Source organism: Streptomyces sp. NPDC021212 (genome assembly GCF_044332925.1).
Classification (GTDB): Bacteria; Actinomycetota; Actinomycetes; order Streptomycetales; family Streptomycetaceae; genus Streptomyces.
The window spans coordinates 78,840-103,288 of the sequence record NZ_JBIRPZ010000010.1 but is presented as its reverse complement, the minus strand read 5'-3'; the positions used below and the strand labels follow the sequence as shown (position 1 = coordinate 103,288).

27 protein-coding genes and 1 pseudogene are annotated in these 24,449 nt (G+C 71.5%); 20 read left to right on the top strand and 8 right to left on the bottom strand.

The window, feature by feature from the left end; genetic code table 11:
* Positions 1–119: 119 nt before the first annotated feature.
* The 7 genes from ACH4SI_RS26410 (at position 120) to ACH4SI_RS26380 (ending at position 8,900) form a co-directional block, all read left to right on the top strand.
* Positions 120–1,232: a PfkB family carbohydrate kinase gene (locus ACH4SI_RS26410; protein WP_398299714.1), complete on the top strand. Its 1,113-nt coding sequence runs from the start codon at positions 120–122 to the stop codon at positions 1,230–1,232.
* A 171-nt stretch (positions 1,233–1,403) separates the two neighbouring features.
* On the top strand, positions 1,404–2,408 hold the full coding sequence (locus tag ACH4SI_RS26405) for a PhoH family protein (protein ID WP_398299712.1): 1,005 nt from the start codon (positions 1,404–1,406) through the stop codon (positions 2,406–2,408).
* Positions 2,409–2,490: 82 nt separating this feature from the next.
* The gene (ybeY, locus tag ACH4SI_RS26400) at positions 2,491–2,988 is read left to right on the top strand and encodes an rRNA maturation RNase YbeY (protein ID WP_398299710.1); all 498 of its coding nucleotides are present in this window, start codon (positions 2,491–2,493) and stop codon (positions 2,986–2,988) included.
* The gene (locus tag ACH4SI_RS26395) at positions 2,985–4,292 is read left to right on the top strand and encodes a hemolysin family protein (protein WP_398299707.1); all 1,308 of its coding nucleotides are present in this window, start codon (positions 2,985–2,987) and stop codon (positions 4,290–4,292) included. Before ybeY ends, ACH4SI_RS26395 begins: the two co-directional genes overlap by 4 nt.
* Positions 4,293–4,640: 348 nt before the next feature.
* Entirely contained in the window at positions 4,641–7,328 is a 2,688-nt protein-coding gene (locus ACH4SI_RS26390) for a beta strand repeat-containing protein (protein ID WP_398299705.1), read from the top strand.
* Between the two features lie 123 nt (positions 7,329–7,451).
* Entirely contained in the window at positions 7,452–7,814 is a 363-nt protein-coding gene (locus tag ACH4SI_RS26385; RefSeq protein WP_398299702.1) for a cytidine deaminase, read from the top strand.
* A gap of 72 nt (positions 7,815–7,886) precedes the next feature.
* Positions 7,887–8,900: a GTPase Era gene (locus ACH4SI_RS26380; protein ID WP_398299700.1), complete on the top strand. Its 1,014-nt coding sequence runs from the start codon at positions 7,887–7,889 to the stop codon at positions 8,898–8,900.
* An 81-nt stretch (positions 8,901–8,981) separates the two neighbouring features.
* Here the strand turns inward: ACH4SI_RS26380 and ACH4SI_RS26375 are convergent, their stop codons facing one another.
* Both ACH4SI_RS26375 and ACH4SI_RS26370 read right to left on the bottom strand, forming a co-directional pair.
* Positions 8,982–9,248, bottom strand: coding sequence for a protealysin inhibitor emfourin (locus ACH4SI_RS26375; RefSeq protein ID WP_398299698.1), 267 nt, complete (start codon positions 9,246–9,248; stop codon positions 8,982–8,984).
* 28 nt (positions 9,249–9,276) lie between these two features.
* Entirely contained in the window at positions 9,277–10,359 is a 1,083-nt protein-coding gene (locus ACH4SI_RS26370; RefSeq protein ID WP_398299695.1) for a M4 family metallopeptidase, read from the bottom strand.
* 324 nt (positions 10,360–10,683) lie between these two features.
* Here ACH4SI_RS26370 and leuA point away from each other — a divergent pair, with 324 nt between their 5' ends.
* Positions 10,684–12,462, top strand: a complete 1,779-nt coding sequence (leuA, locus tag ACH4SI_RS26365; protein WP_398299692.1) for a 2-isopropylmalate synthase — start codon at positions 10,684–10,686, stop codon at positions 12,460–12,462.
* Between the two features lie 166 nt (positions 12,463–12,628).
* The gene (locus ACH4SI_RS26360; protein WP_398299690.1) at positions 12,629–13,342 is read left to right on the top strand and encodes a TerB family tellurite resistance protein; all 714 of its coding nucleotides are present in this window, start codon (positions 12,629–12,631) and stop codon (positions 13,340–13,342) included.
* Here ACH4SI_RS26360 and ACH4SI_RS26355 read toward each other — a convergent pair.
* The gene (locus tag ACH4SI_RS26355; protein WP_398300236.1) at positions 13,339–13,803 is read right to left on the bottom strand and encodes a carboxymuconolactone decarboxylase family protein; all 465 of its coding nucleotides are present in this window, start codon (positions 13,801–13,803) and stop codon (positions 13,339–13,341) included. The genes ACH4SI_RS26360 and ACH4SI_RS26355 overlap by 4 nt on opposite strands.
* Before the next feature lie 28 nt (positions 13,804–13,831).
* On the opposite strand from ACH4SI_RS26355, the pseudogene ACH4SI_RS26350 reads away from it, so the two are divergent.
* Positions 13,832–14,227 (top strand): annotated as a pseudogene (locus ACH4SI_RS26350) (MarR family winged helix-turn-helix transcriptional regulator); the annotation flags it as partial.
* Positions 14,228–14,243: 16 nt separating this feature from the next.
* Here the strand turns inward: ACH4SI_RS26350 and ACH4SI_RS26345 are convergent.
* The 3 genes from ACH4SI_RS26345 to ACH4SI_RS26335 form a co-directional block, all read right to left on the bottom strand.
* Positions 14,244–15,350, bottom strand: a complete 1,107-nt coding sequence (locus tag ACH4SI_RS26345) for a hypothetical protein (RefSeq protein WP_398299688.1) — start codon at positions 15,348–15,350, stop codon at positions 14,244–14,246.
* Between the two features lie 89 nt (positions 15,351–15,439).
* A complete protein-coding gene (locus tag ACH4SI_RS26340) occupies positions 15,440–15,631 on the bottom strand; it encodes a YegP family protein (protein ID WP_398299686.1) in 192 nt (63 codons plus the stop codon).
* Positions 15,632–15,699: 68 nt separating this feature from the next.
* On the bottom strand, positions 15,700–16,359 hold the full coding sequence (locus ACH4SI_RS26335; RefSeq protein WP_398299684.1) for a GNAT family N-acetyltransferase: 660 nt from the start codon (positions 16,357–16,359) through the stop codon (positions 15,700–15,702).
* Positions 16,360–16,461: 102 nt separating this feature from the next.
* Here ACH4SI_RS26335 and ACH4SI_RS26330 point away from each other — a divergent pair, with 102 nt between their 5' ends.
* The 5 genes from ACH4SI_RS26330 to ACH4SI_RS26310 all read left to right on the top strand — a co-directional run bounded on the left by ACH4SI_RS26330 (position 16,462) and on the right by ACH4SI_RS26310 (position 20,371).
* Positions 16,462–16,671 carry a helix-turn-helix domain-containing protein gene (locus ACH4SI_RS26330; RefSeq protein WP_009718008.1) on the top strand — a complete coding sequence of 70 codons (210 nt, stop codon included), beginning with the start codon at positions 16,462–16,464 and terminating at the stop codon, positions 16,669–16,671.
* Entirely contained in the window at positions 16,671–17,219 is a 549-nt protein-coding gene (locus ACH4SI_RS26325) for a Clp protease N-terminal domain-containing protein (RefSeq protein WP_398299681.1), read from the top strand. The genes ACH4SI_RS26330 and ACH4SI_RS26325 overlap by 1 nt, the downstream gene beginning before the upstream one ends.
* Positions 17,220–17,260: 41 nt before the next feature.
* A complete protein-coding gene (locus ACH4SI_RS26320) occupies positions 17,261–17,776 on the top strand; it encodes a GNAT family N-acetyltransferase (protein ID WP_398299679.1) in 516 nt (171 codons plus the stop codon).
* Between the two features lie 77 nt (positions 17,777–17,853).
* Positions 17,854–19,275, top strand: coding sequence for a M20 family metallopeptidase (locus ACH4SI_RS26315; RefSeq protein ID WP_398299677.1), 1,422 nt, complete (start codon positions 17,854–17,856; stop codon positions 19,273–19,275).
* A gap of 361 nt (positions 19,276–19,636) precedes the next feature.
* Positions 19,637–20,371, top strand: coding sequence for a class I SAM-dependent methyltransferase (locus tag ACH4SI_RS26310; protein WP_398299675.1), 735 nt, complete (start codon positions 19,637–19,639; stop codon positions 20,369–20,371).
* Between the two features lie 17 nt (positions 20,372–20,388).
* Here ACH4SI_RS26310 and ACH4SI_RS26305 read toward each other — a convergent pair whose 3' ends face one another.
* Both ACH4SI_RS26305 and ACH4SI_RS26300 read right to left on the bottom strand, forming a co-directional pair.
* Positions 20,389–20,613, bottom strand: coding sequence for a Clp protease N-terminal domain-containing protein (locus tag ACH4SI_RS26305; protein WP_398299673.1), 225 nt, complete (start codon positions 20,611–20,613; stop codon positions 20,389–20,391).
* Positions 20,610–21,041: an ATP-binding protein gene (locus ACH4SI_RS26300; protein WP_398299671.1), complete on the bottom strand. Its 432-nt coding sequence runs from the start codon at positions 21,039–21,041 to the stop codon at positions 20,610–20,612. The genes ACH4SI_RS26305 and ACH4SI_RS26300 overlap by 4 nt, the downstream gene beginning before the upstream one ends.
* A 161-nt stretch (positions 21,042–21,202) precedes the next feature.
* Between ACH4SI_RS26300 and ACH4SI_RS26295 the strand changes: the two genes are divergently transcribed.
* Genes ACH4SI_RS26295 through ACH4SI_RS26275 form a run of 5 tightly spaced genes read left to right on the top strand, consistent with a single transcriptional unit; the run spans position 21,203 to position 24,449 of the window.
* Positions 21,203–22,054, top strand: a complete 852-nt coding sequence (locus ACH4SI_RS26295) for a helix-turn-helix domain-containing protein (RefSeq protein ID WP_398300234.1) — start codon at positions 21,203–21,205, stop codon at positions 22,052–22,054.
* Between the two features lie 10 nt (positions 22,055–22,064).
* Positions 22,065–22,268: a DUF397 domain-containing protein gene (locus ACH4SI_RS26290; RefSeq protein WP_398299669.1), complete on the top strand. Its 204-nt coding sequence runs from the start codon at positions 22,065–22,067 to the stop codon at positions 22,266–22,268.
* Positions 22,269–22,283: 15 nt separating this feature from the next.
* Complete coding sequence (gene recO / locus ACH4SI_RS26285) at positions 22,284–23,030, top strand: DNA repair protein RecO (protein ID WP_063734250.1); 747 nt, start codon at positions 22,284–22,286, stop codon at positions 23,028–23,030.
* A gap of 36 nt (positions 23,031–23,066) precedes the next feature.
* Positions 23,067–23,903 (top strand): isoprenyl transferase, encoded by an 837-nt coding sequence (locus ACH4SI_RS26280; RefSeq protein ID WP_398299666.1) that lies wholly within the window; start codon positions 23,067–23,069, stop codon positions 23,901–23,903.
* Positions 23,904–23,921: 18 nt separating this feature from the next.
* Complete coding sequence (locus ACH4SI_RS26275) at positions 23,922–24,449, top strand: hypothetical protein (protein WP_398299664.1); 528 nt, start codon at positions 23,922–23,924, stop codon at positions 24,447–24,449.

Sequence of the window (24,449 nt, the reverse complement as noted above, 5' to 3'; positions counted from 1 at the left end):
CCGTCACCCCGCCGCGGGGACCGGGCCTCATCGGGCACACTGGCCGCATCCGCCCCGGCGGCGGCAACAGAACGGAACGGTACAAAACGGAACAGAACGGTTCGACCTGGGAGCACACGGTGACGACACACGACGGTGACCAGCCCTCGCCCTGCCGCCCCCTGCTCGATCCGCTGGCGGCCGTCCGCGACCCCGGCGACCCGGGTTGTGACGTCTATCTCACCGGCACCGTCTTCCTCGACATCATCTTCACCGGCCTGGACTCCGCGCCCGTCCGCGGCACCGAGTCCTGGGCGCGCGGCATGGGTTCCAGCCCCGGCGGCGTCGCCAACATGGCCACCGCGCTGGCCCGGCTGGGGCTGCGCACCTCGCTCGCGGCCGCCTTCGGCGACGACCACTACGGCGACTACTGCCGGGACGCGCTGGAGCGCGGCGAGGGCATCGACCTGGCGCTGTCCCGCACCATCCCCGGCTGGCACTCCCCGGTGACCGTCTCCATGGCGTACGAGGGCGAGCGCACGATGGTCAGCCACGGCCACGAGGCGCCGCCGCCCGAGGAACCCGCGCCCAGCTGCCCGCCGCCGGCCCGGGCCGCCATCGCCTCCCTCGTCCCCGGCCGCCGGGAGGAGTGGGTCGCCGAGGCCGCCCGGCGCGGCAGCCGGATCTTCGCGGACGTCGGCTGGGACGACACCGGACGCTGGGACCCGGCGGACCTCGCCGACCTGGAGCACTGCGAGGCGTTCCTGCCCAACGCGGCCGAGGCGATGAGCTACACCCGCACCGACTGCCCGCGCGCCGCCGCCCGCGCGCTCGCCGACCTGGTGCCGCTCGCCGTGGTCACCCTGGGCTCGGAGGGGGCGTACGCGGTGGACGGCCGCACCGGCGAGACCGCCGAGGTGCCCGCGATCGCCGTAGAGGCCATGGACCCGACCGGCGCCGGGGACGTGTTCGTCGCGGGCTTCGTCACCGGCACCCTCGCCGACTGGCCGCTCGCCGACCGGCTCGCGTTCGCCGGGCTGACCGCCGCGCTGTCCGTCCAGGAGTTCGGCGGCTCGCTGTCCGCGCCCGGCTGGTGCGAGATCGGCGCCTGGTGGCAGCACGCCCGCTCCTACGACGACCAGGAGCCGAGCGCGCTGCGCCGCTACGCCTTCCTCGACCGCCTGTTGCCCACCGCCGCCCGCCCGAGCCTCCTGCGCCGGGCCGTCCCCACGATCGGCTTCCGCCGGGCGTGAACACCCGTGCCCCGTACCAGGCACTCAGGCGTCGAGGCCCGGTGTGATGAAGGGTGTGGAGTAAAAGCACTCGGGTCTTGTCGGTGGCCCGTCGTACCCTGGTATCTCAAGGTTGTCGAGCAACGAGAACCCTTGTCGCAGGAGGTAGGAGCAGGCCGCAGAGCCGAGCCCATGACGCAACCAACCACAGCACCGCAGGCGCACGCGCAGTTCACGGTCCCGACCAAGCACCCGATGGTCATGGTCCTGGGGTCCGGGGATTCGCTGCTGCGCGTGATCGAAAAGGCGTTCCCGTCGACCGATATCCATGTCCGGGGCAACGAAGTCAGCGCGACCGGGGACCCTGACGAAGTCGCCCTGGTCCAGCGTCTGTTCGATGAGATGATGCTGGTGCTCCGCACCGGTCAACCGATGACGGAGGACGCGGTGGAGCGCTCCATCTCCATGCTGCGCGCAGCCGAGAACGGCGAGGGCGAGGCGGCCGAGACGCCCGCAGAGGTGCTCACTCAGAACATCCTCTCCAACCGCGGCCGCACCATCCGCCCCAAGACGCTCAACCAGAAGCGCTATGTCGACGCGATAGACAAGCACACCGTCGTCTTCGGCATCGGCCCGGCCGGTACCGGCAAGACCTACCTGGCCATGGCCAAGGCGGTCCAGGCCCTGCAGTCCAAGCAGGTCACCCGGATCATCCTGACCCGGCCGGCGGTCGAGGCGGGGGAGCGGCTGGGCTTCCTGCCCGGCACGCTCTACGAGAAGATCGACCCGTATCTGCGGCCCCTGTACGACGCGCTGCACGACATGCTCGACCCCGACTCCATCCCGCGCCTGATGGCAGCGGGCACGATCGAGGTCGCCCCGCTGGCGTACATGCGCGGCCGGACGCTCAACGACGCGTTCATCATCCTCGACGAGGCGCAGAACACGAACCCCGAGCAGATGAAGATGTTCCTCACCCGGCTCGGCTTCGACTCGAAGATCGTGATCACGGGTGACGTCACCCAGGTCGACCTCCCGGGCGGCACCAAGAGCGGTCTGCGCCAGGTGCGGGACATCCTGGACGGCGTCGAGGACGTCCACTTCTCCCTGCTCACCAGCAAGGACGTGGTCCGGCACAAGCTGGTCGGCCGTATCGTCGACGCGTACGAGCAGTACGACAGCCGCAACGGGCAGTGACCCGGCCCGAAGAACCCGAGAAGCACCAGAAGTAACAGAAGCCCCAGAAGTCCGAGAAACCCGAGAAAAGACGAACCACCCCATGGCGATCGACGTCAACAACGAATCCGGTACGGACATCGACGAGCGCGCGATCCTGGACGTCGCCCGCTACGCACTGGCCCGGATGCGTATCCACCCGCTCTCCGAGCTGTCGCTGATCGTCGTCGACGCCGACGCCATGGAGCAGCTCCACATCCAGTGGATGGACCTGCCGGGGCCGACCGATGTCATGTCCTTCCCGATGGACGAGCTGCGGCCGCCCGCCAAGGACGAGGAGGAGCCCCCGCAGGGGCTCCTCGGGGACATCGTGCTCTGCCCCGACGTGGCCAAGAAGCAGGGGGAGGAGGCGCCGACCGGGCACTCCATGGACGAGGAGCTTCAGCTGCTCACCGTCCACGGCGTCCTCCACCTCCTCGGTTACGACCACGAGGAGCCGGACGAGCGCGCCGAGATGTTCGGCCTCCAGGCGGCGATCGTCGACGGCTGGCGGGCCGAGTACGGCCTGACCGGGCCCTCCCCGGCCCCCACCACGCGATGAACGGGCAGCTCCTCACGGCGACGGTCCTGCTGGTGGTGGTCGCCTGGCTGGCCGCCTGCGCCGAGGCGGGCCTCGCCCGCACCACCCGGTTCCGCGCCGAGGAAGCGGTGCGGAACGGGCGGCGGGGCAGCGCCAAGCTGATGCTGGTCGCCGAGGACCCCACCCGCTACCTCAACGTGGCGCTGCTGGTGCGGGTCGCGTGCGAGGTGGCGGCGGGTGCCGTCGTCACGTACGCCTGTCTGCACGCGTTCCCGGAGACGTGGAAGGCGCTGACCGTCGCGATCGGCGTGATGGTCCTGGTGTCGTACGTGGCCGTCGGCGTCTCGCCGCGCACCATCGGCGCGCAGCATCCGCTCAACACCGCGACCGTCGCCGCCTATGTGCTGATCCCGCTGGCCCGGATCATGGGCCCCATCCCGCCGCTGCTGATCCTCCTCGGTAACGCGCTCACCCCCGGAAAGGGCTTCCGCAAGGGCCCGTTCGCCTCCGAGGCCGAGCTGCGCGCGCTGGTCGACCTCGCCGAGCAGGAGTCGCTGATCGAGGACGACGAGCGGCGCATGGTGCACTCCGTCTTCGAGCTGGGCGACACCCTGGTGCGCGAGGTGATGGTCCCGCGCACCGACCTGGTGGCCATCGAGCGCTTCAAGACCATCCGCCAGGCGCTCACCCTCGCGCTGCGCTCCGGCTTCTCCAGGATCCCGGTCACCGGGGAGAACGAGGACGACATCGTCGGGATCGTCTATCTGAAGGATCTGGTCCGCAAGACGCACATCAACCGGGAGTCCGAGTCCGAGCTGGTCTCCACCGCCATGCGGCCCGCCGCCTTCGTCCCCGACACCAAGAACGCGGGCGACCTGCTGCGCGAGATGCAGCAGGCGCGCAACCATGTGGCCGTCGTGATCGACGAGTACGGCGGCACGGCGGGCATCGTCACCATCGAGGACATCCTCGAGGAGATCGTCGGCGAGATCACCGACGAGTACGACCGCGAACTGCCGCCCGTGGAGGACCTCGGCGACGGCACCCACCGGGTGACCGCCCGGCTCGGCCTCGGTGACCTCGGCGAGCTGTACGGCACGGCCCTGGAGGACGAGGACGTCGAGACGGTGGGCGGGCTGCTCGCCAAGTCGCTGGGGCGCGTGCCGATCGCGGGCGCCACGGCGCAGGTCGACGTCCCCGAAGGGGGCACCGACCCGGCCCTGAAGGCGCTGCGGCTGACCGCCGAATCCCCGGCGGGCCGGCGCAACCGCATCGTGACGGTGCTGGTGGAGCCCGTGCGGGAGACGGCGGCGGCCGAGTCGTAAGGCCCCCGGGGGACGCGCGGTAGGCGTTGGGGGAGCCGAGAGGGCGCGGGGGCGCCCCGTATCACGCCCGCGCGGGGAGGCGCACGGACGCGCGGGGTCGCGCTGCGCCATCCGGATGCATTCGCCCTCTGCGGTCTGGCCCATCTGGCGTAGGCGGCGGCTTACTTACAGATACCGACCGGTGGGCCGCCCATACCCCTGTCGGGGGACAGTCGGCCTGTCGTTCCGACGTAGGCAGGCCGGCCGTATGGGCACCCCCGGACAGAGGCCGTGGCTCCGCGCGGCGTACACGCCGCGCGGAGCCGGGCGGCTCACCTCTCCCTGAGAACAGGAAGGGCGGCCGCCTCCATGTCCTCCACCACGGTGACCTCCACACCGAATCCCTCCGTCTTCGGTCAATCCGTCACCTACACCGCCACCGTCACCGGCATCACCGCCGGTACCGCTCCATTCGGTGACGTGACCTTCGTCATCACCGGCGGGCCGACCATCGGCCCCGTGACGCTCACCCCCACCGGGCCCGACTCCGGCACGGCCAGCGTGACCGACTCGTCGCTCGCCGTCGGCTCCCATGTGGTCACGGCGAACTTCGTCAACAGCACCGACCCGCTGGACAATTCGTCCGGCACGACCATCCAGCTGGTGAACCAGGCGGCGACCATCACCACCGTCACCTTCACCCCGGTCGCGCCCGTCTGTGGAGAGACCGTGACGCTGACCGCCAACGTGGCGGCGGTGCCCCCGGGCAGTGGCACACCCACCGGCACGGTCAGCTTCATCATCAGCGCGGACGGACCCACGCTGACCGGGACTCTCGACGCCTCCGGGAACGCCTCCGTCACCGTCCCCGCCCTGAGCGTGGGCACTCACCAGGTCGCCGCGTTCTACAACGGCGACACCAACTTCGCCGCGTCCAACTCGCCCTTGACGCCGCTCACCATCAACCCGGCGTCCTCGACCACGACCGTCACGGTGTCCCCCGCCGCGCCGGTGTGTGGTGAGTCGGTGACCCTGTGCGCGCAGGTGGCGACCGTGGCTCCCGGCACCTGTACGCCGACCGGTACGGTGACGTTCGTGGTCGCGGGCGGTCCGACGCTGACCGGAACGCTCAACGCGAGTGGTCAGGCGTGCGTGACGACCAGCGCCATCCCGGTGGGGACGCACACGGTGACGGCCACCTACGGGGGCAACACCAACGTTGCGGGCTCCACGGGCACAGGAACGGTCACGGTCGGCCAGGGAACGTCGACCACGACCGTCACGGTCTCCCCCGCCACGTCGGTGTGCGGTGAGCCGGTGACCCTGTGCGCGCAGGTGACGACGGGATCGCCCAGCACCTGTACGCCGACCGGTACGGTGACGTTCGTGGTCGCGGGCGGTCCGACGCTGACCGGAACGCTCAACGCGAGCGGCCAGGCGTGCGTGACGACCAGCGCGATTCCCGCGGGCACGCACACGGTGACGGCCACCTACGGGGGCAGCACCAACGTGGCGGGCTCCACCGGGACCTCGACCGTGACGGTGGGGCAGGCAGCGTCGACCACCACGGTTCTCCCCTCCCTGCCCGCCGTATGTGGTGAGTCGGTGACTCTGTGCGCGCAGGTGGCGACCGTGGCTCCCGGCACCTGTACGCCGACCGGTACGGTGACGTTCGTGGTCGCGGGCGGTCCGACGCTGACCGGAACGCTCAACGCGAGTGGTCAGGCGTGCGTGACGACCAGCGCCATCCCGGTGGGGGCCCACACGGTGACGGCCACCTACGGGGGCAACACCGGCGTCGCGGGCTCGTCGGCCACGACGCCGATCACGGTGAACCCGGCGTCGTCTACCACCACGGTCACGGTCACGCCCTCCCCGTCGGTCTGCGGTCAGTCGGTCCAGCTGTGCGCCCAGGTGGCCACCGTGCCGCCCGGCACCTGCGCCCCGACCGGCACGGTGACCTTCGTGGTTGTCGGCGGCCCGACGCTGACGGCCACGGTCAACGCGAGCGGCCAGGCCTGCGTGACGACCAGCGCCATCCCGGTCGGCACCCACGCGGTGACGGCGATCTACGGGGGAGGCGGCGGCGTCGCGCCCTCGACGGGCAGCGGCACGGTCACCGTCAACCAGGCCACCTCCTCCATGGTGTTGACGATCACGCCCAACCCGTCCGTGTGCAGCCAGTCGGTGACGATCTGCGCCCAGGTGACGGTCGCGTCCCCGGGCACCTGCACCCCGACCGGCACGGTCACGTTCGCGATCAGCGGCGGTCCCACCCTGACCGGAACGCTCAACGCGAGCGGTCAGGCGTGTGTGACCACCACGGGGCTCAGCGTGGGTACGCACACGGTGACGGCCACGTACGCGGGCAGCACGGGCGTCGCGGGGTCGACGGCCACCGGCACCGCCACGGTGAGCACGGCGAACACCACCACCACGCTCACCTCCACCCCCAACCCCTCCGCGCCCGGCCAGACGGTGACCTTCACCGCCACCGTGGCCCCGGTGGCGCCGGGGACCGGCACCCCGACCGGCACCGTCACCTTCGTGATCAGCGGCGGTCCCACCCTCACCGGCACGCTCAACGGCGCGGGGCAGGCCACCGTCAGCACCAACGCCCTCACCACCGGACCGCACACGGTCACCGCCACCTACGGCGGCGACGGCTGCTTCGCCGGTTCGACCTCACCGACGATCACCCAGACCGTGGTCGTGCCGCCGACCGGGACCACCGTGACCGCGAACCCGGCCACGATCCGGCTGCGGTTCAACGGCACGTTCGTCATTCCGACCCTGAGCGCGACCCTGAGGGACGCGTCGAACAACCCGATCCCCGGCCAGACCATCACCTTCGTCGCCAACACCGCGGCGGGCCCGGTCGCCCTGGGCAGCGCGGTCACCAACGCCTCCGGCACGGCGACGCGGACCAACGTCACCGTCCCGGCGACGGTGCTGACCGCCAGCACGTACACCGCCTCCTTCGCGGGGGCGCCCGGTCTGAGCCCGTCGTCGGACTCCGCCTCGCTGACGTTCCAGCCGACGCCGCTCCTCCCCTGACGACCGCGGGGCACCACCCCTGAAAACCGCCCGCGCCGGGCCGTCGCCACTGCGGCCCGGCGCGGGTCCATGCGCGCCCGCCGGACGCACGACCGGTGTCACGCCCGGTCAGCGGCCCGTCCTATGCTCATCCGTATGAGCGATGCAGCGCAGCTGGACCCCGAAGACCGCAAGATCATCACGCTGGCCCGCTCCGCGCGGGCCCGCAACGGCGTCGCGGAGGGCGCCGCCGTACGCGACGAGACGGGCCGCACCTACGTCGCCGGCACCGTCGCCCTCGACTCGCTCCAGCTCAGCGCCGTGCGCACCGCCGTCGCGATGGCGGTCGCCAGCGGTGCGAAGTCGCTGGAGGCCGCGGCCGTGGTGACCGAGGCGGAGACCGCCACCGACGAGGACCGCGCGGCCGTAACGGACCTCGGCGGGCCCGGGACCCCGATCCTGCTGGCGGGCCCCGACGGCACCCTGCGCGCCACGGTGACCGACTGACCACCGCCCGGGGAGAGGGGCAGGACGGGCGGCTGGTCGGAGCGTGCCGGGGCATCGGGGAGAATGGTGGCCATGACTGCCGGTACCTTCCCGTCCCCGACCGAGCAGCGGGAGACCCCGCACCGCTCGGGTTTCGCCTGCTTCGTCGGCCGCCCCAACGCGGGCAAGTCGACCCTGACCAACGCGCTGGTGGGGACGAAGGTCGCGATCACCTCCAACCGCCCGCAGACCACCCGGCACACCGTGCGCGGCATCGTGCACCGCCCCGACGCACAGCTGGTGCTCGTCGACACCCCCGGTCTGCACAAGCCGCGCACCCTGCTCGGCGAGCGGCTGAACGACGTCGTACGGACCACCTGGGCCGAGGTCGACGTCATCGGCTTCTGTCTGCCCGCCGACCAGAAGCTCGGCCCCGGCGACCGTTTCATCGCCACCGAGCTGGCCGGGATCAAGAAGACGCCCAAGGTCGCGATCGTCACCAAGACCGACCTGGTCGAGTCGGAGCAACTGGCCCAGCAGCTTCTGGCCATCGACCGGCTCGGCAAGGAGCTGGGCATCGAGTGGGCCGAGATCGTCCCGGTGTCGGCGGTGGGCGCGGAAAAAGAGAGGGCGGGACGCAGTCCCTCGGATGAGGGTGGTGGTGGGAGAGGGGCCGGCCAGGTGGGCCTGCTGGCCGACCTGCTCGTCCCGCTGCTCCCCGAGGGCCCGACCCTCTACCCCGAGGGCGACCTCACCGACGAGCCGGAGCAGGTGATGGTCGCCGAGCTGATCCGCGAGGCGGCGCTGGAGGGCGTACGGGACGAGCTGCCGCACTCGATCGCGGTGGTCGTGGAGGAGATGCTGCCGCGTGAGGACCGCCCGGCGGACAAGCCGCTGCTGGACATCCACGCCAACCTGTACATCGAGCGGCCCAGCCAGAAGGGCATCGTCATCGGCCCGAAGGGCCGCCGCCTGAAGGACGTCGGCTCCAAGTCGCGCAAGCACATCGAGGCGCTGCTCGGTACGCCGGTCTTCCTCGACCTTCACGTCAAGGTCGCCAAGGACTGGCAGCGCGATCCGAAGCAGCTGCGCAGGCTGGGTTTCTGAGGGAGGCAGAGGGAGAGGGGCCCGAAGCGGTTGCGCAGGCTGCGGTTCTGAGGGCGCCTTTCTGAGGAGGGCGCCCGCGCGCTACGTGCCCTCCTTCAGCACCGTCCGCACCAGCTCGCGCTGGGCGTCGCTGAGGTGCGGGTCCGCGGCGTGGACCGTGCGGCCGTCCACCGTGATCTCGTAGTGGAAGCCGTCCGGGACGCCGCGCGTGGCCTCCGGGGCGCCGGTCTCGACGGCCTGGTGGGCCAAGGCGGCCAGATGGGTGGCGTCGGGCCGTCCGGAGGTGTCCAGATCGGCCCGGCGCTCGATTCCGGCGAATCCGCCGGAGCGGGTCACGGAGATACGCATAGGTCCATGAGTACCCCGAGGGCGGGCATCAGCGCGCGTCCAGGTCGGTGATTCCGACGCCCTCCCAGGCTCCCCGCACCGCGTCCCGCTCCTCGCCCTCGCCGTAGCGGGCCTGCGCCGCGGCCACCGTGAGCCGGGCGAAGTCGTCGAACTGCGCGTCCTGGGACAGCTCGCCGCCGGTCAGCACGTCGTACCAGATCCGCCCGGCCTTCTCCCACGCGTTGCCGCCGAGTGCCGTGGCGGCCAGGTAGAAGGCGTGGTTGGGGATGCCGGAGTTGATGTGGACGCCGCCGTTGTCGCGCGAGGTGCGCACGTAGTCGTCCATCGTGGCCGGCTGCGGGTCCTTGCCAAGGACATCGTCGTCGTACGCCGTGCCGGGGGCCTTCATCGAGCGCAGGGCCACCCCGGTGACCCGCTCCGCCAGCAGCCCGGCTCCGATCAGCCAGTCGGCCTCTTCGGCGCTCTGGCCGAGGGCGTGCTGCTTGACGAGCGAGCCGAAGACGTCGGACATCGACTCGTTGAGCGCCCCGGACTGGCCGAAGTAGTCCAGGTTGGCGGTGTACTGGGTGACGCCGTGGGTCAGTTCGTGGGCCATGACGTCGATGGGGATGGTGAAGTCGAGGAAGACCTCGCCGTCGCCGTCGCCGAAGACCATCTGCTCGCCGTTCCAGAAGGCGTTGTTGTAGTCCTGGCTGTAGTGGACGCTCGCGTCCAGCGCCAGGCCCGCGTCGTCGATCGAGTGGCGGCCGTAGACCTTGAGGAACAGCTCGAAGGTCGCGCCGAGACCGTTGTAGGCGCGGGTCACCGATTCGTCCGAGGTCGCGGTGTCGCCCTCGCCGCGCACCTTCTTGCCCGGCAGCGTGTCCTGGTGCTGGGAGTCGTAGATCGTCCGCTTGGGCCGGTCGGAGGGCGTGCCCTCCGGGGTGGGGGCGGCGATCCCGCGGACGGTGGTGATCCGGCGGCGCGTGCGCTCCAGGGCGTCCCGCTCCAGGGTGCGGCGGGCGGGGTCGGCGAGGGCGGAGTCCTCGGCTTGAGAGAGCTTGTCGAGGACATGCGGCGGCACGATCGTGCAGAAAACACCGCGCCTGCGGGAGTTCGCGTTGACATCCATCCAGGCAATGTCGCACCGTGTCGTCGGCTTGTCACGCCTTGCGGTCATGATTGATGAAATCGAGTGGTAGATATCCATTTCTCCGCGCGAGATGCCGTGGTCCGCATAGTGATACGGGGCCACACGCCGCGCGCGTCTCGGTTAGGCTGCTTGGCATCATGCGTTTCGGGCTGCTTCTTCTTAGCTGCCGCGGCGAGGGCCTGTAGTCGTAGGCCGACCCCCTCCCCGCGGAGTTCGGCGTTGCGGTGATTTCGCCCCGTCGGCCGCCCATGGACTTTCGTCCAGCGGACACCACGAGCGGCATTCAAGAGGAGCCCACGCATCATGAGCACGTCCGACAATCCCGGCCAGCGCGCCGTAGGCCGTCCCACCCCCATCACCGCCGCGACCGTCACCCAGAAGCCCTCGGGCATGCCGATCCACAAGTACGGCCCGTACGAGGCCGTCGACATCCCCGACCGCACCTGGCCGAACAACCGGATCACCGCGGCGCCGCGCTGGCTGTCCACCGACCTGCGGGACGGCAACCAGGCCCTGATCGACCCGATGTCCCCGGCGCGCAAGCGCGAGATGTTCGACCTGCTGGTCCGCATGGGATACAAGGAGATCGAGGTCGGCTTCCCCTCCTCCGGCCAGACCGACTTCGACTTCGTACGGTCGATCATCGAAGAGGGCGCGATCCCCGAGGACGTGACGATCTCCGTCCTCACCCAGGCCCGCGAAGAGCTGATCGAGCGCACCGTCGAGTCCCTGCGCGGCGCGCACCGGGCCACCGTGCACCTGTACAACGCCACCGCGCCCACCTTCCGCCGCGTCGTCTTCCGCGGCACCCGTGAGCAGGTCAAGCAGATCGCGGTGGACGGCACCCGGCTGGTGGTCGAGTACGCCGACAAGATCCTGGGCGACGACACGGTCTTCGGCTACCAGTACAGCCCGGAGATCTTCACCGACACCGAGCTGGACTTCGCGCTGGAGGTCTGTGAGGGCGTCATGGACGTCTGGCAGCCCGAGGCCGGGCGCGAGATCATCCTGAACCTGCCCGCGACCGTCGAGCGCTCGACGCCCTCCACCCACGCGGACCGGTTCGAGTGGATGTCGCGGAACCTGTCCCGCCGCGAGCACATCTGCCTGTCCGTCCACCCGCACAACGACCGCGGCACGGCCGTCGCCGCCGCCGAGCTGGCGATCATGGCCGGGGCGGACCGCATCGAGGGCTGCCTGTTCGGACAGGGCGAGCGCACCGGCAACGTCGACCTGGTGACCCTGGGCATGAACCTGTTCTCCCAGGGCGTCGACCCGCAGATCGACTTCTCGCAGATCGACGAGATCCGCCGCACCGCCGAGTACTGCAACCAGATGCAGATCCACCCGCGCCACCCCTACGCGGGCGACCTGGTCTACACCGCCTTCTCCGGCTCCCACCAGGACGCCATCAAGAAGGGGTTCGAGGCGATGGAGGCCGGCGCGGCCGAGCAGGGCAAGACGGTCGACGAGATCGAGTGGGCCGTCCCGTACCTGCCGATCGATCCCAAGGACGTCGGCCGCTCCTACGAGGCCGTCATCCGGGTCAACTCGCAGTCCGGCAAGGGCGGTATCGCCTATGTCCTGCGGAACGACCACAACCTGGATCTGCCGCGCCGCATGCAGATCGAGTTCTCCAAGACGATTCAGGCCAAGACCGACGCCGACGGCGGCGAGGTCACCCCGGCCCAGATCTGGGCCACCTTCCAGGACGAGTACCTGCCGACGGACGACAACCAGTGGGGCCGGATCGCGCTGCGCACCGCCCAGACGTCCACCACCAGCGAGGGCACCGACGCGCTCACCGTCGAGGCCGTCGTGGACGGCACCGAGACCGTCCTGACCGGCTCCGGCAACGGCCCGCTGGCCGCCTTCTTCGACGCCCTGGGCGCCATCGGCATCGACGTACGGCTGCTGGACTACTCCGAGCACACCCTGAGCGAGGGCGCGGCAGCCCAGGCCGCCGCGTACATCGAATGCGCGATCGACGGGAAGGTGCTGTGGGGCGTCGGGGTCGACGCCAACATCGTGCGGGCTTCCCTGAAGGCCGTGGTCTCGGCGGTCAACCGCGCACGGCGGTGACCACCCGCTGAGCCTGTCACCCACAAGGGGCCCCGTTCGCCGCATGAGGTGGGCGGGGCCTCGGGTTTGGCCTGTTGTCTCCGTTCGGGGTACTGACGGCACATCATGGATGTGGCTAGCATCACGTCAACGCGGCAACGTGGCCGAAGCGTTATGGAGGTGTGACGTGGTGCACGCGCGAGCCCATCGTGACCGGGACCTGTGTGTGGTAGGCGTCCGCACCCTGTGGCGGACGGTCGGCGACGGCGAGTTCTTCTGCCCCGACTGCGGGGGCGACCGCAACTACCGCCGCCGCACCGGCCGTCGGCGCATCGTGGTGCTCGGCCTGCCGCTGCTGCCCCGCGGCCCGGTCGCGCCCGTCGTCGAATGCGCCGCCTGCTCGGCCCGGTTCGGCACCGAGGTCCTGGACCACCCCACCACCACCCGCTTCTCCGCGATGCTGCGCGACGCCGTGCACACCGTCGCCCTCGCCGTCCTCGCCGCGGGCGGCACCGAGGCCACGGCGGTGCGGCAGGTGGCGGTCGGCGCCGTGCGCGCCGCCGGATTCGCCGACTGCGACGAGGGCCAGCTCCTCGCGCTCATCGAAGCGCTCGCCGCCGACACCGGCCGCCTCCCCGGCGCCGCCACCGGCGAGCGCGACGGCCTCGACCCGTGCGGTACGGCGCTCGCCATCGAACTGCACGAGGCCCTGGAACCCCTGGCCCCCCACCTCGCCCCCACGGGTCGCGAGGCGATCCTCCTCCAGGGCGCCCGCATCGCCGTCGCAGACGGCCCCTACCGCCCCGCCGAGCGCGCCGTCCTCGAAACGGTCGGCCGCGCGCTCATGATCTGCCCCGACGACACGTCCCGCCTCCTGGCCGCGACCCGCGCGGCGTTCTAGGCGATTTCCTCCGCGGACCAGGCGAACGGCGCGAGCCGCTCGTCCAGGGGCGCCCGGGTCATGCGGTTGGCGAACGTGGACAGGGTGTACGCGCCGACGCCGAGCACGACCTCCAGCGCGTTGCGCCGCGTGAACCCCCCTTCCAGAAAGGCGTTGAACACCTCGTCGCGCACGGCCCCGGCACCGTCCATGACGGCGAGCGTGAACGCCCGCAGGCACTCCAGCCGTTCGTCCCCGAGGGCGCGCTGCTCCCTCAGTGCGGCGACGAGTTCGCCGTCGGCGTCCAATGCGGTGAGCTTTCCGGTGTGCATGGCGACGCACACATGGCAGGCGTTGCGGGTGGCGACGGTCATGATGACCACCTCCCGGGCCAGCGGATCCAGCGTGGCCGCCTCGAACAGCCCGCTGAGCCGCAGGAACCCGTCCAGCGTCTCCGGTGACTCGGCCAGCCGCCCGATCAGCGCCGGAAGGTAACCGAGCCGCCGGGCGCTCCACGCCGAGCTGGCCCGCCAGGGCCACCCGGACGTCCGGCCGGCGCACGGCTTCGCCCTTCAGGCCATCGGGCGCGGCGGCGCCACCGCCAGCGAACTCGGCCGGCGCCTCGGCGTCTCGAAGCAGGCCGCGGGCAAGACCGTCGACCGTCTGGTGGCCCTGGGATACGCCGTACGGGCCGACGACCCCGCCGACGCCCGTCGTAAGGTCATCCGGCTCACCCCGCACGGCACCGACGCCCTGGCCCGCTCGGCGGCCATCTTCGAGGAGCTGCGCACCCGGTGGGCCACCGCCCTCGGCCCGGACCGCCTGCGCGCCCTTGAGGCGGACCTGCGTGCCGTGACTCCCGGGGCCGGCTTCCCGCTCGACGTGCCCGGCTGGTTCGGCGGCTGAGCGCGGCGGCGGGCCCTCAGTCCGTCTCCGCTGCGCCCCAACCCCGCTGGTACGCCGCCCAGTCCGCGTCCGTGGCGGTGAAGTCCACGTACAGGGCCACCCCGAACCGCTTCCGGCGGCGGTCCTCGTGGCCGAGGCCGAGGCGGGCGCCGCGGGTGGCGGCGGTGATGGTTTCGGCCCAGGCGTGACGGCCCCAGTTGTCGGTGTGGTAGCCGGGCAGGCCCATCAGCAGGTCCGTGCCCGGTGGGGTGGCCTCGAGGGCGAGTTCCGTCTGCTGGGCCACGTAGCCGCCGTACAGGCTCTCCAGCGGCATCGACGTGTCGTACGACATGACCGCGATCTGGTCGACCCGCCGCGCCACCTGTCCGAAGAACTTCTGTGACCACCACTTGGGGTGGTTGAAGAGGAAACCCGCCACCGAGTGCAGCGCGGGCAGTGGGTCGATCTGGTGGGCGGCGACCGAGAGCGGGGCGCGGCGGGCGCGGGTGAGGGCGTGCAGGTCGTCGAGGAGGGTGAGGTAGTCGCGGTCGTCGGAGTGCAGCGGCTCCAGGTCGAAGTGGACGCCGTCGAAGCCCGCGGCCAGCACCTGACGGGCGGAGCGCACCACATGGGCGCGGCTGCGCGGGTCGGTGAGCTGGAGCCCGGTCGGGCCCTCGGTGGCCAGGACGTCGCCGAGCCACGCCTGTACGCGGACGCCGGGCAGCTCGCGGTGGACGGCCTTCAGCAGCCACCCGGCGCGCGGGTAACGCTTCGCGGGCAGGGTGCCGTCGTGGCTCAGCGGGCCCGCGTGGACGTACAGGTCGCGCATACCGGTGCCGCGTATCCGCCGGGCCAGGGAGGCGAGTTCGGCGTCGCCGTTGCGGCCGTCCACCCAGGCGTGGCCGAGCCACACCGCGTCCCGGCCCCGGGTGCGGGTGCCGGGCTCCGGGTCGCCCGCGTAATTCAGCCGCAGCGCGACCCCGGCGGCGAGCAGGGACAGCACCAGGCACCCCACGAGGGCCGCCACGACGCGCTTGGGCCACCTGAGCCGGGGATGCGACCAGTGGCGGGCGGCTCCGGCGCGGATCCGGCGGAGCCGGGTTCGGGTGGCGGCCAGGGCCGGGGATATCCGGGGTGCGGTCACGCACGGGAGCGTAGCGAGCGCCGTAGGCGTAGCGAGCGCCGTACGGACGCCATCGGCCGTACGGCGCGGCTACCGCGCTCCGGCCGCGCCTACGACTTTTCGGTCGGGATCTCTTTGACCTCGGCCGTGGGCGCGTTCTTCTTGACCGACTCGACGCCTTTCTGGGCCGCGGACTTGGAGTCATACGACTCGCCGACCGCGATGATCTCGCCGTTGCCCGCTTTCAGGCGGAAGCGGTGCTTGCCGCGCTTGTCCTCGTAGATCTCGAACTTGCCCGCCATGTGATGCCACCTCCACGGGTCGTCGCGACCCCCTCGAACCACCGTAGAGCGGGCCATGCGCCCTCGCATCAGGGGCGCTCGGGCGCGGCCGCGCCGAACATCTCCCGGCACGCCTCAAGGCCACGCACCTCGACGGGGACGGTGCGCCGCTCCTCCCAGGCCGCGCGGTCCAGCCGCAGCCGCTGGAGCGTCCGGGCCTCGCCCCGCACGGCGACCGTCTGCAGGCCGTCGGGGCGGTAGCCGAGGCGGCGCGAGACGCCGAGCGAGCGCCCGTTCTCCATGAACGCGGCCGACGTGACGCTGTGCGCCCCCAGCCCGGCGAAGGCCAGATGCGCCACCGCCGCCCGCATCTCCGTGCCGAAGCCCTGCCCCTGGTGGGCGGTGCCGAGCCAGGAGCCGGTCGTCGCTTCCCGCGTCACCGCGAAGTCGGTGGCGGAGAGGTCCTGCCGTCCGATCGCCGTGCCCTCGTGCAGGACGGCGAAGCTCAGCGTCCAGTTCTCCGGCCGCCACTCGGCGATCGTGCTCAACACGTGCTGGAACGTCGCGCGGCCGCGTTCCTTCGGCGCGGCGTCGGACCACGGCACGCTGAACGGCATCTCCGCCGGGTCGTGCATTCCGCCCGCGGCGACGGTGGCCAGTTCGTCGGCGCAGGGGATGTCGGGAAGCCGCAGCTCAAGGCGCGGGGTGTGGAGGCGGAGCCCGTAGAGGGGCCAGTGATGCGGGTCCATGACGAGAGGTTGCCGGAGCCGCCGATGCGCGTCGAGCCAATTACCGCCGCCGCCAGTCAACCAGGGTTGACGCCATCGCTTGCGTCAACCTACATTGACAGCATGACCGAAGCAACGGATCTCGCCGAGCGCGCCGGCGACCGCGACCCCCGCGTCGGACTGCGCGCCGTCGCCGCGCTGCGCCGGCTGCTGGAGCAGCTGGAGGCCGTACAGGTGCGCAGCGCCCGCGCCAAGGGCTGGTCGTGGCAGGAGATCGCGGCCGAACTGGGCGTCAGCCGTCAGGCGGTTCACAAGAAGCACGGGAGGCGTTGATGTTCGAGAGGTTCACCACCAGTGCCCGCGAGGTCGTCCGCGAGGCCGTCCGGCGGGCGGACGAGATGGGCGGCGCCACGGCCGGCGAGCCCGAGCTGCTGCTCGCGCTCCTGGACCGTACGAACAGCCCCGCCGCCCACGTCCTGACCACCCTGGGCGCCACCGCGCGGCGCGCCTCGATCGAACGCGCCCTGGCCGACGTCCGCCGCCGCGGCGGCATCTCGGCCGCGGACGCGGAGGCGCTGGCGGGGCTCGGCATCGACGTCGACGCGATCGTCTCCCGCGTGGAGGAGGAGCACGGCGTCGGCGCCCTCGCAGCCACCCCGCGCCGCCGCCGCACCCGCGGCCGTTTCGACCCCGAGGCCAGGTCGGTGCTCGAACGGTCGCTGCGGATCGCGCTCGGCCGGGGCGACAAGCACATCGGCGACGAACACCTCCTGCTCGCCCTCCTCGCCCGCCCCGGTGTCGCCGCGAACGTCCTCGCCGATCACGACGTGACGTACGTCCAGGCCGAACGGGCCCTCGCCACCCACGCCCGGGCGAGCTAATTGGGTTGCCCCGGCCTCGATCCGCCGCGCATCCTGTGCCGATGCTGATCCGACGAGAAACCCCCTCCGACATCGCCGGTGTACGCGACGTCACGGCGGCAGCGTTCGGCAAGTCGGAGGCCGCGGTCCCGGTCGAGGTCACCCTCCTCGATGAACTCCGCACCTGCGACGCCTGGTTATCGGCGCTCTCGTTCGTCGCGGCCGACGACCGCGGTGACGTGATCGGCCATGTGGTGTGCACCCGCGGCCACGTCGGCCCCGACCTCGCCCTCGGGCTCGGCCCGCTCAGCGTCCGCCCGGCCCATCAGCGCAGGGGTGTGGGCCTGGCGCTGATGCACGCGATCCTGGGCGCCGCGGACGCGTTCGGCGAATCCCTGGTCGCCCTCCTCGGCAGCCCCGCGTACTACGGCCGCTTCGGCTTCCGCCCGGCGAGCGCGTACGGCATCACGGCCCCCGACCCGGCCTGGGGTGACTACTTCCAGGTCCGCCCCCTGACCGCGTATCAGCCCACCCTCAAGGGCCCCTTCGCCTACGCCGAGCCGTTCGACCGCGTCTGATCCGGGGGCTGCCCCGACTCCGCCCCTGAGGCTCGCCGGATGGGGCCACGGGCGGTGCGTGCGGCGATCGTGTCGTCATGACCGATCACGAAGGAAGAGCGGGGAGACCTCTCGCCCGCCGTACGCTGCTGGCCGGCGCGGCGGCAACCGGTACGGGGATGGCGTGGGCAACCGCGGGACGGGCCGCCGCGGACGGTCGGCGGCCGCCGGTGGCGCAGGGGGCGGTGGACGCCGAGGTGGCGCGTCTGGAGCGCGGGCTGATCGCGCTGCGGCGGGACATCCACCGGCACCCCGAGGCACCGGGGGAGGAGCGGCACACGGCCGGTGTGGTGGCCCGGGAGCTGCGGGCGGCCGGGCTGGACGTCACCACGGGGGTGGGCGGCCACGGCGTGGTCGGAGTCCTGCGGGGCGTACGGCCGGGCCGGACCGTGGCGTACCGGGCGGACATGGACGCGGTGCCGCCCAAGGACATCGTCGGGGGCGGCCCGGCGGCGGCACACCTCTGCGGGCACGACGTCCACACCGCGGTGGCCCTCGGCGTCGCGCGGGTCCTGGTGCGTCTGCGGCACCGTCCGCACGGAACGGTGGTGTTCCTCTTCCAGCCCGCCGAGGAGACGCTGTCCGGGGCCCGCGCGCTGATCGACGCGGGTGTGCTGGAGCGTAGCGGGGTGGCGGAGATCCACGCCCTGCACTGCGGGCCGTTCCCCGTCGGCCGGTTCGCGGTGACGGCGGGCTACGGGCTGCCGGGCCAGGACAAGGCCGTGGTGACGCTCTCGGGGCCGGACGCGCCCGGGGTCGCGCGGCGCTTGGCCGCCGAGATCGCCGCGCTCGCGACGGTGGCCCTGCCCCAGACCCCGGCCGACCTGGAGCGGCTGATCGCCGACGCCCAGGTGCCGGACGGGCCGCTGGCCCGGTTCGTGGCCGTCCGGGCCACCGCACAGGAGGACACGGTGAGCGTGGCCTACCGCTGCTGGCCGGAGGAGCGGTACCCGGAGGTCCGCGCGGACATCCGCCGGCTGGCCGCCTCGTATGCGGGGGCCGGGGGTGCCAGAGGTGCCGGGGGCGCCGAGGTGAGCTTTCCGGCCGAGCCGTTCCCCGCCATGGTCTGCCCGGAGCCCGACGGCCGCAGGCTCGCCCGCCATCTGGGCCGCTCGGTCGGCCGGGGCGCGGTGGTCGAGCTTCATGCCGCGTTCCCGCCCTTCAGCGGCGAGGACTTCGCCCTCTACCTGGACCGCGTCCCCGGTACGTACACCTTCCTCGGCGTCCGCGCCCCCGGCGCACCCGTCACCGCCGCCTACCCGCACTACCCCGACTTCGCCCCGGACGAGCGCGCCATCGGCCTCGGCGTACGGGCGATGGCGGGCTGGCTCGCGGAGCGGACGGCGGGTGTTCCGGCGGCCTCATCCCGGAACGAGCCGTCCGCCCTGCGGGCATGCCGGGACAGGAGGTGGTTGCTTGGGGGCAGTGCCGCCGGAAGCCCTTCTTCAGCAGATAGCTGATGCCGACCGTGCACACGTGCATCAGCCCCACGGCCGCGTTCTGCGCCATCCGCCCCAGCCACGACCTCGTACACGTCCCACAGGCTGTGACATCGGCGCCACGGCCGAGCACACCGTGAGGTGGTGATCACGGTCGGTCGAGGATCGTCCCGGATGGCGAACGTGATGAGCGTCACCCACTCCGGAGTCGATGCGCACCTTCACATCGGGCCTTCTCCCCAACTCGCCCCGTAACGCGACGAGGTCGATTACCCGGAGTTTCCTCGGCGGCCTTCCGTGCCGACCCCGCGTCATCGCGGGTGGGCACCATCACATGTGGAAGGATCTACCGATCCGAGGGTGGTTTGTAGCGTGCAGGGCCATGGACGACTCGATCACCACCCCGCACGACCGGGTCCTCGGGCAGAGCGGTGCCGGAGGCTGGATGTTTTTCCTCGAGGCAGCCCGGGACATCCGCACCACCGGGGCCCTCGCCCCCAGCGGCCGGGCGCTGGCCCACGCGCTGACCGAACCGGTGCGCTCCCAGGCAGGGCGGCCGCTGTGCGTCCTGGAGGCCGGCGCCGGTACCGGCTCGGTCACCCGCTCCCTCATCCACCAGCTCCCGGCGGGCAGCCGCCTGGACATCGTCGAGGCCAACCCCCGCTTCACCGGCCGGCTGCGCGACCTGGTCCGCACCCACCCGCACCTGGCCGGGCAGCGCGAGGGGGTCCGCGTACACGAGGCGTACGTCGAAGAGCTGGACGTAGGCCGTCGCTACGACGCGATCATCTCGGCCCTGCCCTTCGCCAACTTCGACCCGCCCCAGATAGAAGCGATCATGGGCCGGTATCTGGAGCTGCTGCGCCCCGGCGGCCTCCTGGCCTACTTCGCCTATCGCGGCACCCGGCAGGCCCGCAGCCTGCTGCCCTCCCGCACCCAGGCGCGGCGGCACCGGGCCGCCGAAGAGGTGCTGGCCGACTACCGCCGCCGCTACGCCACCGGCCGCAGCACGGTCTGGGCCAACCTCCCCCCGGCCGATGTCTGGCACCTTCAGCGCCCCACGGAAGGGCTCCCGGGGACGAGCCCCGCATCCGCCGGAGCCGCGACCGGCCGGTAGCCGTCCCGCCGAACCCCTTACGCTTCCGCCGGGTCCGTGCCCCCGTCCCCGCCCAGCGCCGCCGGGGCCGCGCCCGGCTCGCCGAGGATCGCCGCGGCCACCCCGCGGCCGATCCGGGCGAGGCCCAGCAGCAGGTGGTCGCAGTCGATACGCGTCGACCCCGCCTCCTCGGCCCGCCGTGCTGCACCGCGGCCCGCTTCACGTGCGTCATGAGGTCGTCCAGGTCTGGAAGCTGAGCTCATCCGCCGAGCGCGTCTTCGGCGGGGCCGCGCAGTTCGAACCAGATGTGCTTGCTGGTGGGTCGCAGCCCGCTCGCCCAGGTCACGCCCCAGGCGTACGCCAACTCCTGCATGAGCAGCAGCCCCCGCCCGCCCTCCTCGTCGGCGTCGACGTGACGGAGGTGGGGGTGACGGTCCGGCGAGCTGTCGCGTACGGCGATGGTCGCGATGCCGTCGTGGACGAGTGTGTCGATGTGGATCAGCTGGGTCGCGGTGTGCCGGTTGACGTTCGTCACGGCTTCGGAGACCAGGAGCTTCGCCGTGTCCGCGAGGTCGTGCAGGTCGTTGGCCTGGAGGAGAGCGGCGATCGCGTCCCGGCACGCTTTGGGGCTCGTGGGGGAGTTGGGTGCGCTGAGGCGGTAGGCGTACGGAGGGTTGGCGGCTTCGGGCATGGCGGTGCTCCCACTGCGGTGCGTAGTTGTTCCGATGCGCTGCGCTAGCAGGACCATAGGGCATGGAGGTGCACCCGTGCATCGCTTTCGTCGACACCGTGCATAGCTCGCGCCGCTTCGGTAAGGTCGCCGCGACGTACTGTGACGAAGGGGAGGATGCAGTGCCTCAGAGGTCAGTCCCAACCGTGAGGCAGCGTCGTCTCGGCGCGGAACTGCGCAAGATGCGCGAGCACGCAGGGATGAGCGTGACGGGTGCCGCCGAGCGGCTGGGGGCGGACCGCACTCGGATCAGCAACATGGAGGCCGGTCGTCTCGGGGTGAGCGAGGAACGCGTCAGGATGCTGGCGTCGATCTACTCGTGCGGGGACCAGTCCTACGTTGACGCCCTGGCGGCCATGGCCACCGAGCGCGGCCAGGGCTGGTGGGAGGAGTATCGCGGAAAGCTCGCCAGTGACGCCCTGGACCTGGCGGAGATCGAGCACCACGCGGTGCGCATGCGCGGCGTACAGGTCATGCACATCCCGGGGCTTCTGCAGACCGAGGACTACGCCAAGGCCGTGTTCTCCACAGCTGAGCCCGCGCCCACTGCAGTCCAGCTCCGCTCCAGGTTGTCCCACCGGCTACGGCGTCGAGACGTACTGGACAGGGATGACCCACCGCTGTGTACGTTCCTCATCCACGAGGCCGCGCTGAGGATGGAGTTCGGCGGGCCCAAGGTGGCTCGCGGGCAGTTGGGACACGTACTGGAGGCGTCAGAGCGAGCCAACGTCACCGTTCGGGTGATCCCGTTCGCTGCCGGAGGATTTCCGAACGCGAGCATTTCCTCGAATTACATCGGTGGTCCCGTTCCTCGGCTGGACACGGTGCAGCTCGATACGCCGACCGGTGTCGCTCTGCTCGACGCGGAGACGCATCTCGCCAACTACCGTAAGGTCCTGGACCGGACGGAAGGGCTGTCCCTCGACCCTGAGGGCACCCGCGACTTCATTCGCGCCATCGCGCGACGACTCTGAAGGCCTCGAGATGTCCCACATACAGTGGCGGAAGTCCTCCTACTCGGGAGACGTGGACGGCAACAACTGTGTAGAGCTGGCCCACGGCGCCGGCGTGAGCGTCCTCCTCCGCGAGAGCGACGAACCCAAGACCGTGATCGCCACCACCCCCGCCGCCCTCCGGGCGCTGGCCCGGGCCGCCAGGGCCGGGCGGTTCGACCACCTGTCCCGCTGAGGGACAATAAGGCGCATGAGTCTGTTCCGCGACGACGGCATCGTGCTGCGCACCCAGAAGCTGGGCGAAGCGGACCGGATCATCACCCTGCTCACCCGCAACCACGGCCGCGTCCGCGCCGTGGCCCGCGGGGTGCGCCGTACGAAGTCGAAGTTCGGCGCGCGCCTCGAACCGTTCTCCCACGTGGACGTGCAGTTCTTCGCCCGCGGCGGCGAGCTGATCGGCCGCGGGCTGCCGCTGTGCACGCAGAGTGAGACGATCGCTCCGTACGGCGGCGGGATCGTCACCGACTACGCCCGTTACACCGCCGGGACGGCGATGCTGGAGACGGCGGAGCGGTTCACGGACCACGAGGGCGAGCCCGCCGTGCAGCAGTATCTGCTCCTCGTCGGCGGGCTGCGTACGCTGGCCTCCGGTGAGCACGAGCCGCATCTCATCCTGGACGCGTTCCTGCTCCGCTCACTCGCCGTGAACGGCTACGCACCCAGCTTCGACGACTGCGCGAAGTGCGGGATGCCCGGTCCGAACCGGTTCTTCTCCGTCGGCGCGGGCGGGGTCATCTGCGGAGAGTGCCGGGTGCCGGGAAGCGTCGTACCCTCTGCGGAGTCGCTGACGTTGCTGGGCGCGCTGCTGACCGGGGACTGGGAGACGGCGGACGCGTGTGAGCTGCGCCATGCCCGGGAGGGCAGCGGGCTCGTCGCGGCGTACTTGCACTGGCACCTGGAGCGGGGCCTGAGGTCGCTCCGGTACGTAGAGAAATAGATCAAGCACACAGGACACTAGGGAGACGCGAAAGTCATGGCACGACGCGGGATTCTGGGCCGACAGCGGCGCGAGTACCGGGCCCCGGACCCGCACCCGTCCGGCGCCCGCCCGCCGAAGATCCCTGGCGAGCTGGTGCCGAACCACGTGGCCTGTGTGATGGACGGGAACGGCCGCTGGGCCAAGGAGCGCGGGCTGCCGCGTACGGAAGGGCACAAGGTCGGCGAGGGCGTCGTGCTGGACGTGCTCAAGGGCTGCCTGGAGATGGGCGTCAAGAACCTCTCCCTCTACGCCTTCTCCACGGAGAACTGGAAGCGCTCGCCCGACGAGGTGCGCTTCCTCATGAACTTCAACCGTGACGTCATCCGCCGCCGCCGCGACGAGATGGACGAGCTGGGCATCCGCATCCGCTGGGTGGGCCGGATGCCGAAGCTGTGGAAGTCGGTGGCCCAGGAGCTCCAGGTCGCGCAGGAGCAGACCAAGGACAACGACGCCATGACCCTGTACTTCTGCATGAACTACGGCGGCCGCGCCGAGATCGCGGATGCGGCGAAGGCGCTGGCGGAGGACGTGCGCGCGGGCAAGCTGGACCCGTCGAAGGTGAACGAGAAGACGCTCGCCAAGTACCTCTACTACCCCGACATGCCGGACGTGGACCTCTTCCTGCGCCCGTCGGGCGAGCAGCGCACGTCGAACTACCTGATCTGGCAGAGCGCGTACGCCGAGATGGTGTACCAGGACGTCCTGTGGCCGGATTTCGACCGCCGCGACCTGTGGCGCGCCTGCCTGGAGTACGCCTCCCGCGACCGCCGCTTCGGCGGGGCGATCCCGAACGAGGACCAGCTGAAGAAGGACGGGCCGCAGCCCGCGTAACGCGACAACGGGGGACACATGAGGGAACAGCGCGTGGTGGAACTGGTCTACCGGACCACCGTGGACGACATGACGGAGGCCCTGCGCGCCAGGGCGCGGCACACCGCCCAGGGCCGCGTCGCCCGGGTGGCGCGCGGCGTCGGGGCTGTGCTGCTCGGCATCGGGATCGCGACCGTGATCACGACGGGTGGTGGCACGCGGGAGCCCTGGATGCTGGTCGTAGCGGGGCTGGCGGTGAGCTTTGTGTACTTCAGGGCGCCCGTGATGCAGGCCAAGCAGCTTCAGAAGCTGTTCGACAAGCAGGGGGAGTACCGGGTCGTCGTCAGCGAGACCGGCATCGAGATGGTGACGGCGAACAGCACCACGGCACTGGGCTGGCAGATGTATCCGCGCTATCTGGAGACCCAGGGCCTGTTCGTGCTGCTGAGCGGAGACAAGGGCGCGACGGGCCTCGCGGTCCTTCCGAAGCGGGGTGTCACCGGAGGCCCGTACGAGGTCGACCGGCTCCGGAACGTTTTCGACGAGCGTCTGACCCGCCTCGCCTGA

Coding starts and splice junctions, on each gene's coding strand:
- ACH4SI_RS26290 (WP_398299669.1), top strand. CDS start 22,065: ATGTCCCACATACAGTGGCGGAAGTCCTCCTACTCGGGAGACGTGGAC.
- ybeY (WP_398299710.1), top strand. CDS start 2,491: ATGGCGATCGACGTCAACAACGAATCCGGTACGGACATCGACGAGCGC.
- ACH4SI_RS26300 (WP_398299671.1), bottom strand. CDS start 21,041: ATGCCCGAAGCCGCCAACCCTCCGTACGCCTACCGCCTCAGCGCACCC.
- ACH4SI_RS26320 (WP_398299679.1), top strand. CDS start 17,261: ATGCTGATCCGACGAGAAACCCCCTCCGACATCGCCGGTGTACGCGAC.
- leuA (WP_398299692.1), top strand. CDS start 10,684: ATGAGCACGTCCGACAATCCCGGCCAGCGCGCCGTAGGCCGTCCCACC.
- recO (WP_063734250.1), top strand. CDS start 22,284: ATGAGTCTGTTCCGCGACGACGGCATCGTGCTGCGCACCCAGAAGCTG.
- ACH4SI_RS26395 (WP_398299707.1), top strand. CDS start 2,985: ATGAACGGGCAGCTCCTCACGGCGACGGTCCTGCTGGTGGTGGTCGCC.
- ACH4SI_RS26305 (WP_398299673.1), bottom strand. CDS start 20,613: ATGAGCTCAGCTTCCAGACCTGGACGACCTCATGACGCACGTGAAGCG.
- ACH4SI_RS26335 (WP_398299684.1), bottom strand. CDS start 16,359: ATGGACCCGCATCACTGGCCCCTCTACGGGCTCCGCCTCCACACCCCG.
- ACH4SI_RS26370 (WP_398299695.1), bottom strand. CDS start 10,359: ATGGATGTCAACGCGAACTCCCGCAGGCGCGGTGTTTTCTGCACGATC.
- ACH4SI_RS26385 (WP_398299702.1), top strand. CDS start 7,452: ATGCTCATCCGTATGAGCGATGCAGCGCAGCTGGACCCCGAAGACCGC.
- ACH4SI_RS26310 (WP_398299675.1), top strand. CDS start 19,637: ATGGACGACTCGATCACCACCCCGCACGACCGGGTCCTCGGGCAGAGC.
- ACH4SI_RS26375 (WP_398299698.1), bottom strand. CDS start 9,248: ATGCGTATCTCCGTGACCCGCTCCGGCGGATTCGCCGGAATCGAGCGC.
- ACH4SI_RS26390 (WP_398299705.1), top strand. CDS start 4,641: ATGTCCTCCACCACGGTGACCTCCACACCGAATCCCTCCGTCTTCGGT.
- ACH4SI_RS26405 (WP_398299712.1), top strand. CDS start 1,404: ATGACGCAACCAACCACAGCACCGCAGGCGCACGCGCAGTTCACGGTC.
- ACH4SI_RS26325 (WP_398299681.1), top strand. CDS start 16,671: ATGTTCGAGAGGTTCACCACCAGTGCCCGCGAGGTCGTCCGCGAGGCC.
- ACH4SI_RS26340 (WP_398299686.1), bottom strand. CDS start 15,631: ATGGCGGGCAAGTTCGAGATCTACGAGGACAAGCGCGGCAAGCACCGC.
- ACH4SI_RS26280 (WP_398299666.1), top strand. CDS start 23,067: ATGGCACGACGCGGGATTCTGGGCCGACAGCGGCGCGAGTACCGGGCC.
- ACH4SI_RS26330 (WP_009718008.1), top strand. CDS start 16,462: ATGACCGAAGCAACGGATCTCGCCGAGCGCGCCGGCGACCGCGACCCC.
- ACH4SI_RS26315 (WP_398299677.1), top strand. CDS start 17,854: ATGACCGATCACGAAGGAAGAGCGGGGAGACCTCTCGCCCGCCGTACG.
- ACH4SI_RS26275 (WP_398299664.1), top strand. CDS start 23,922: ATGAGGGAACAGCGCGTGGTGGAACTGGTCTACCGGACCACCGTGGAC.
- ACH4SI_RS26380 (WP_398299700.1), top strand. CDS start 7,887: ATGACTGCCGGTACCTTCCCGTCCCCGACCGAGCAGCGGGAGACCCCG.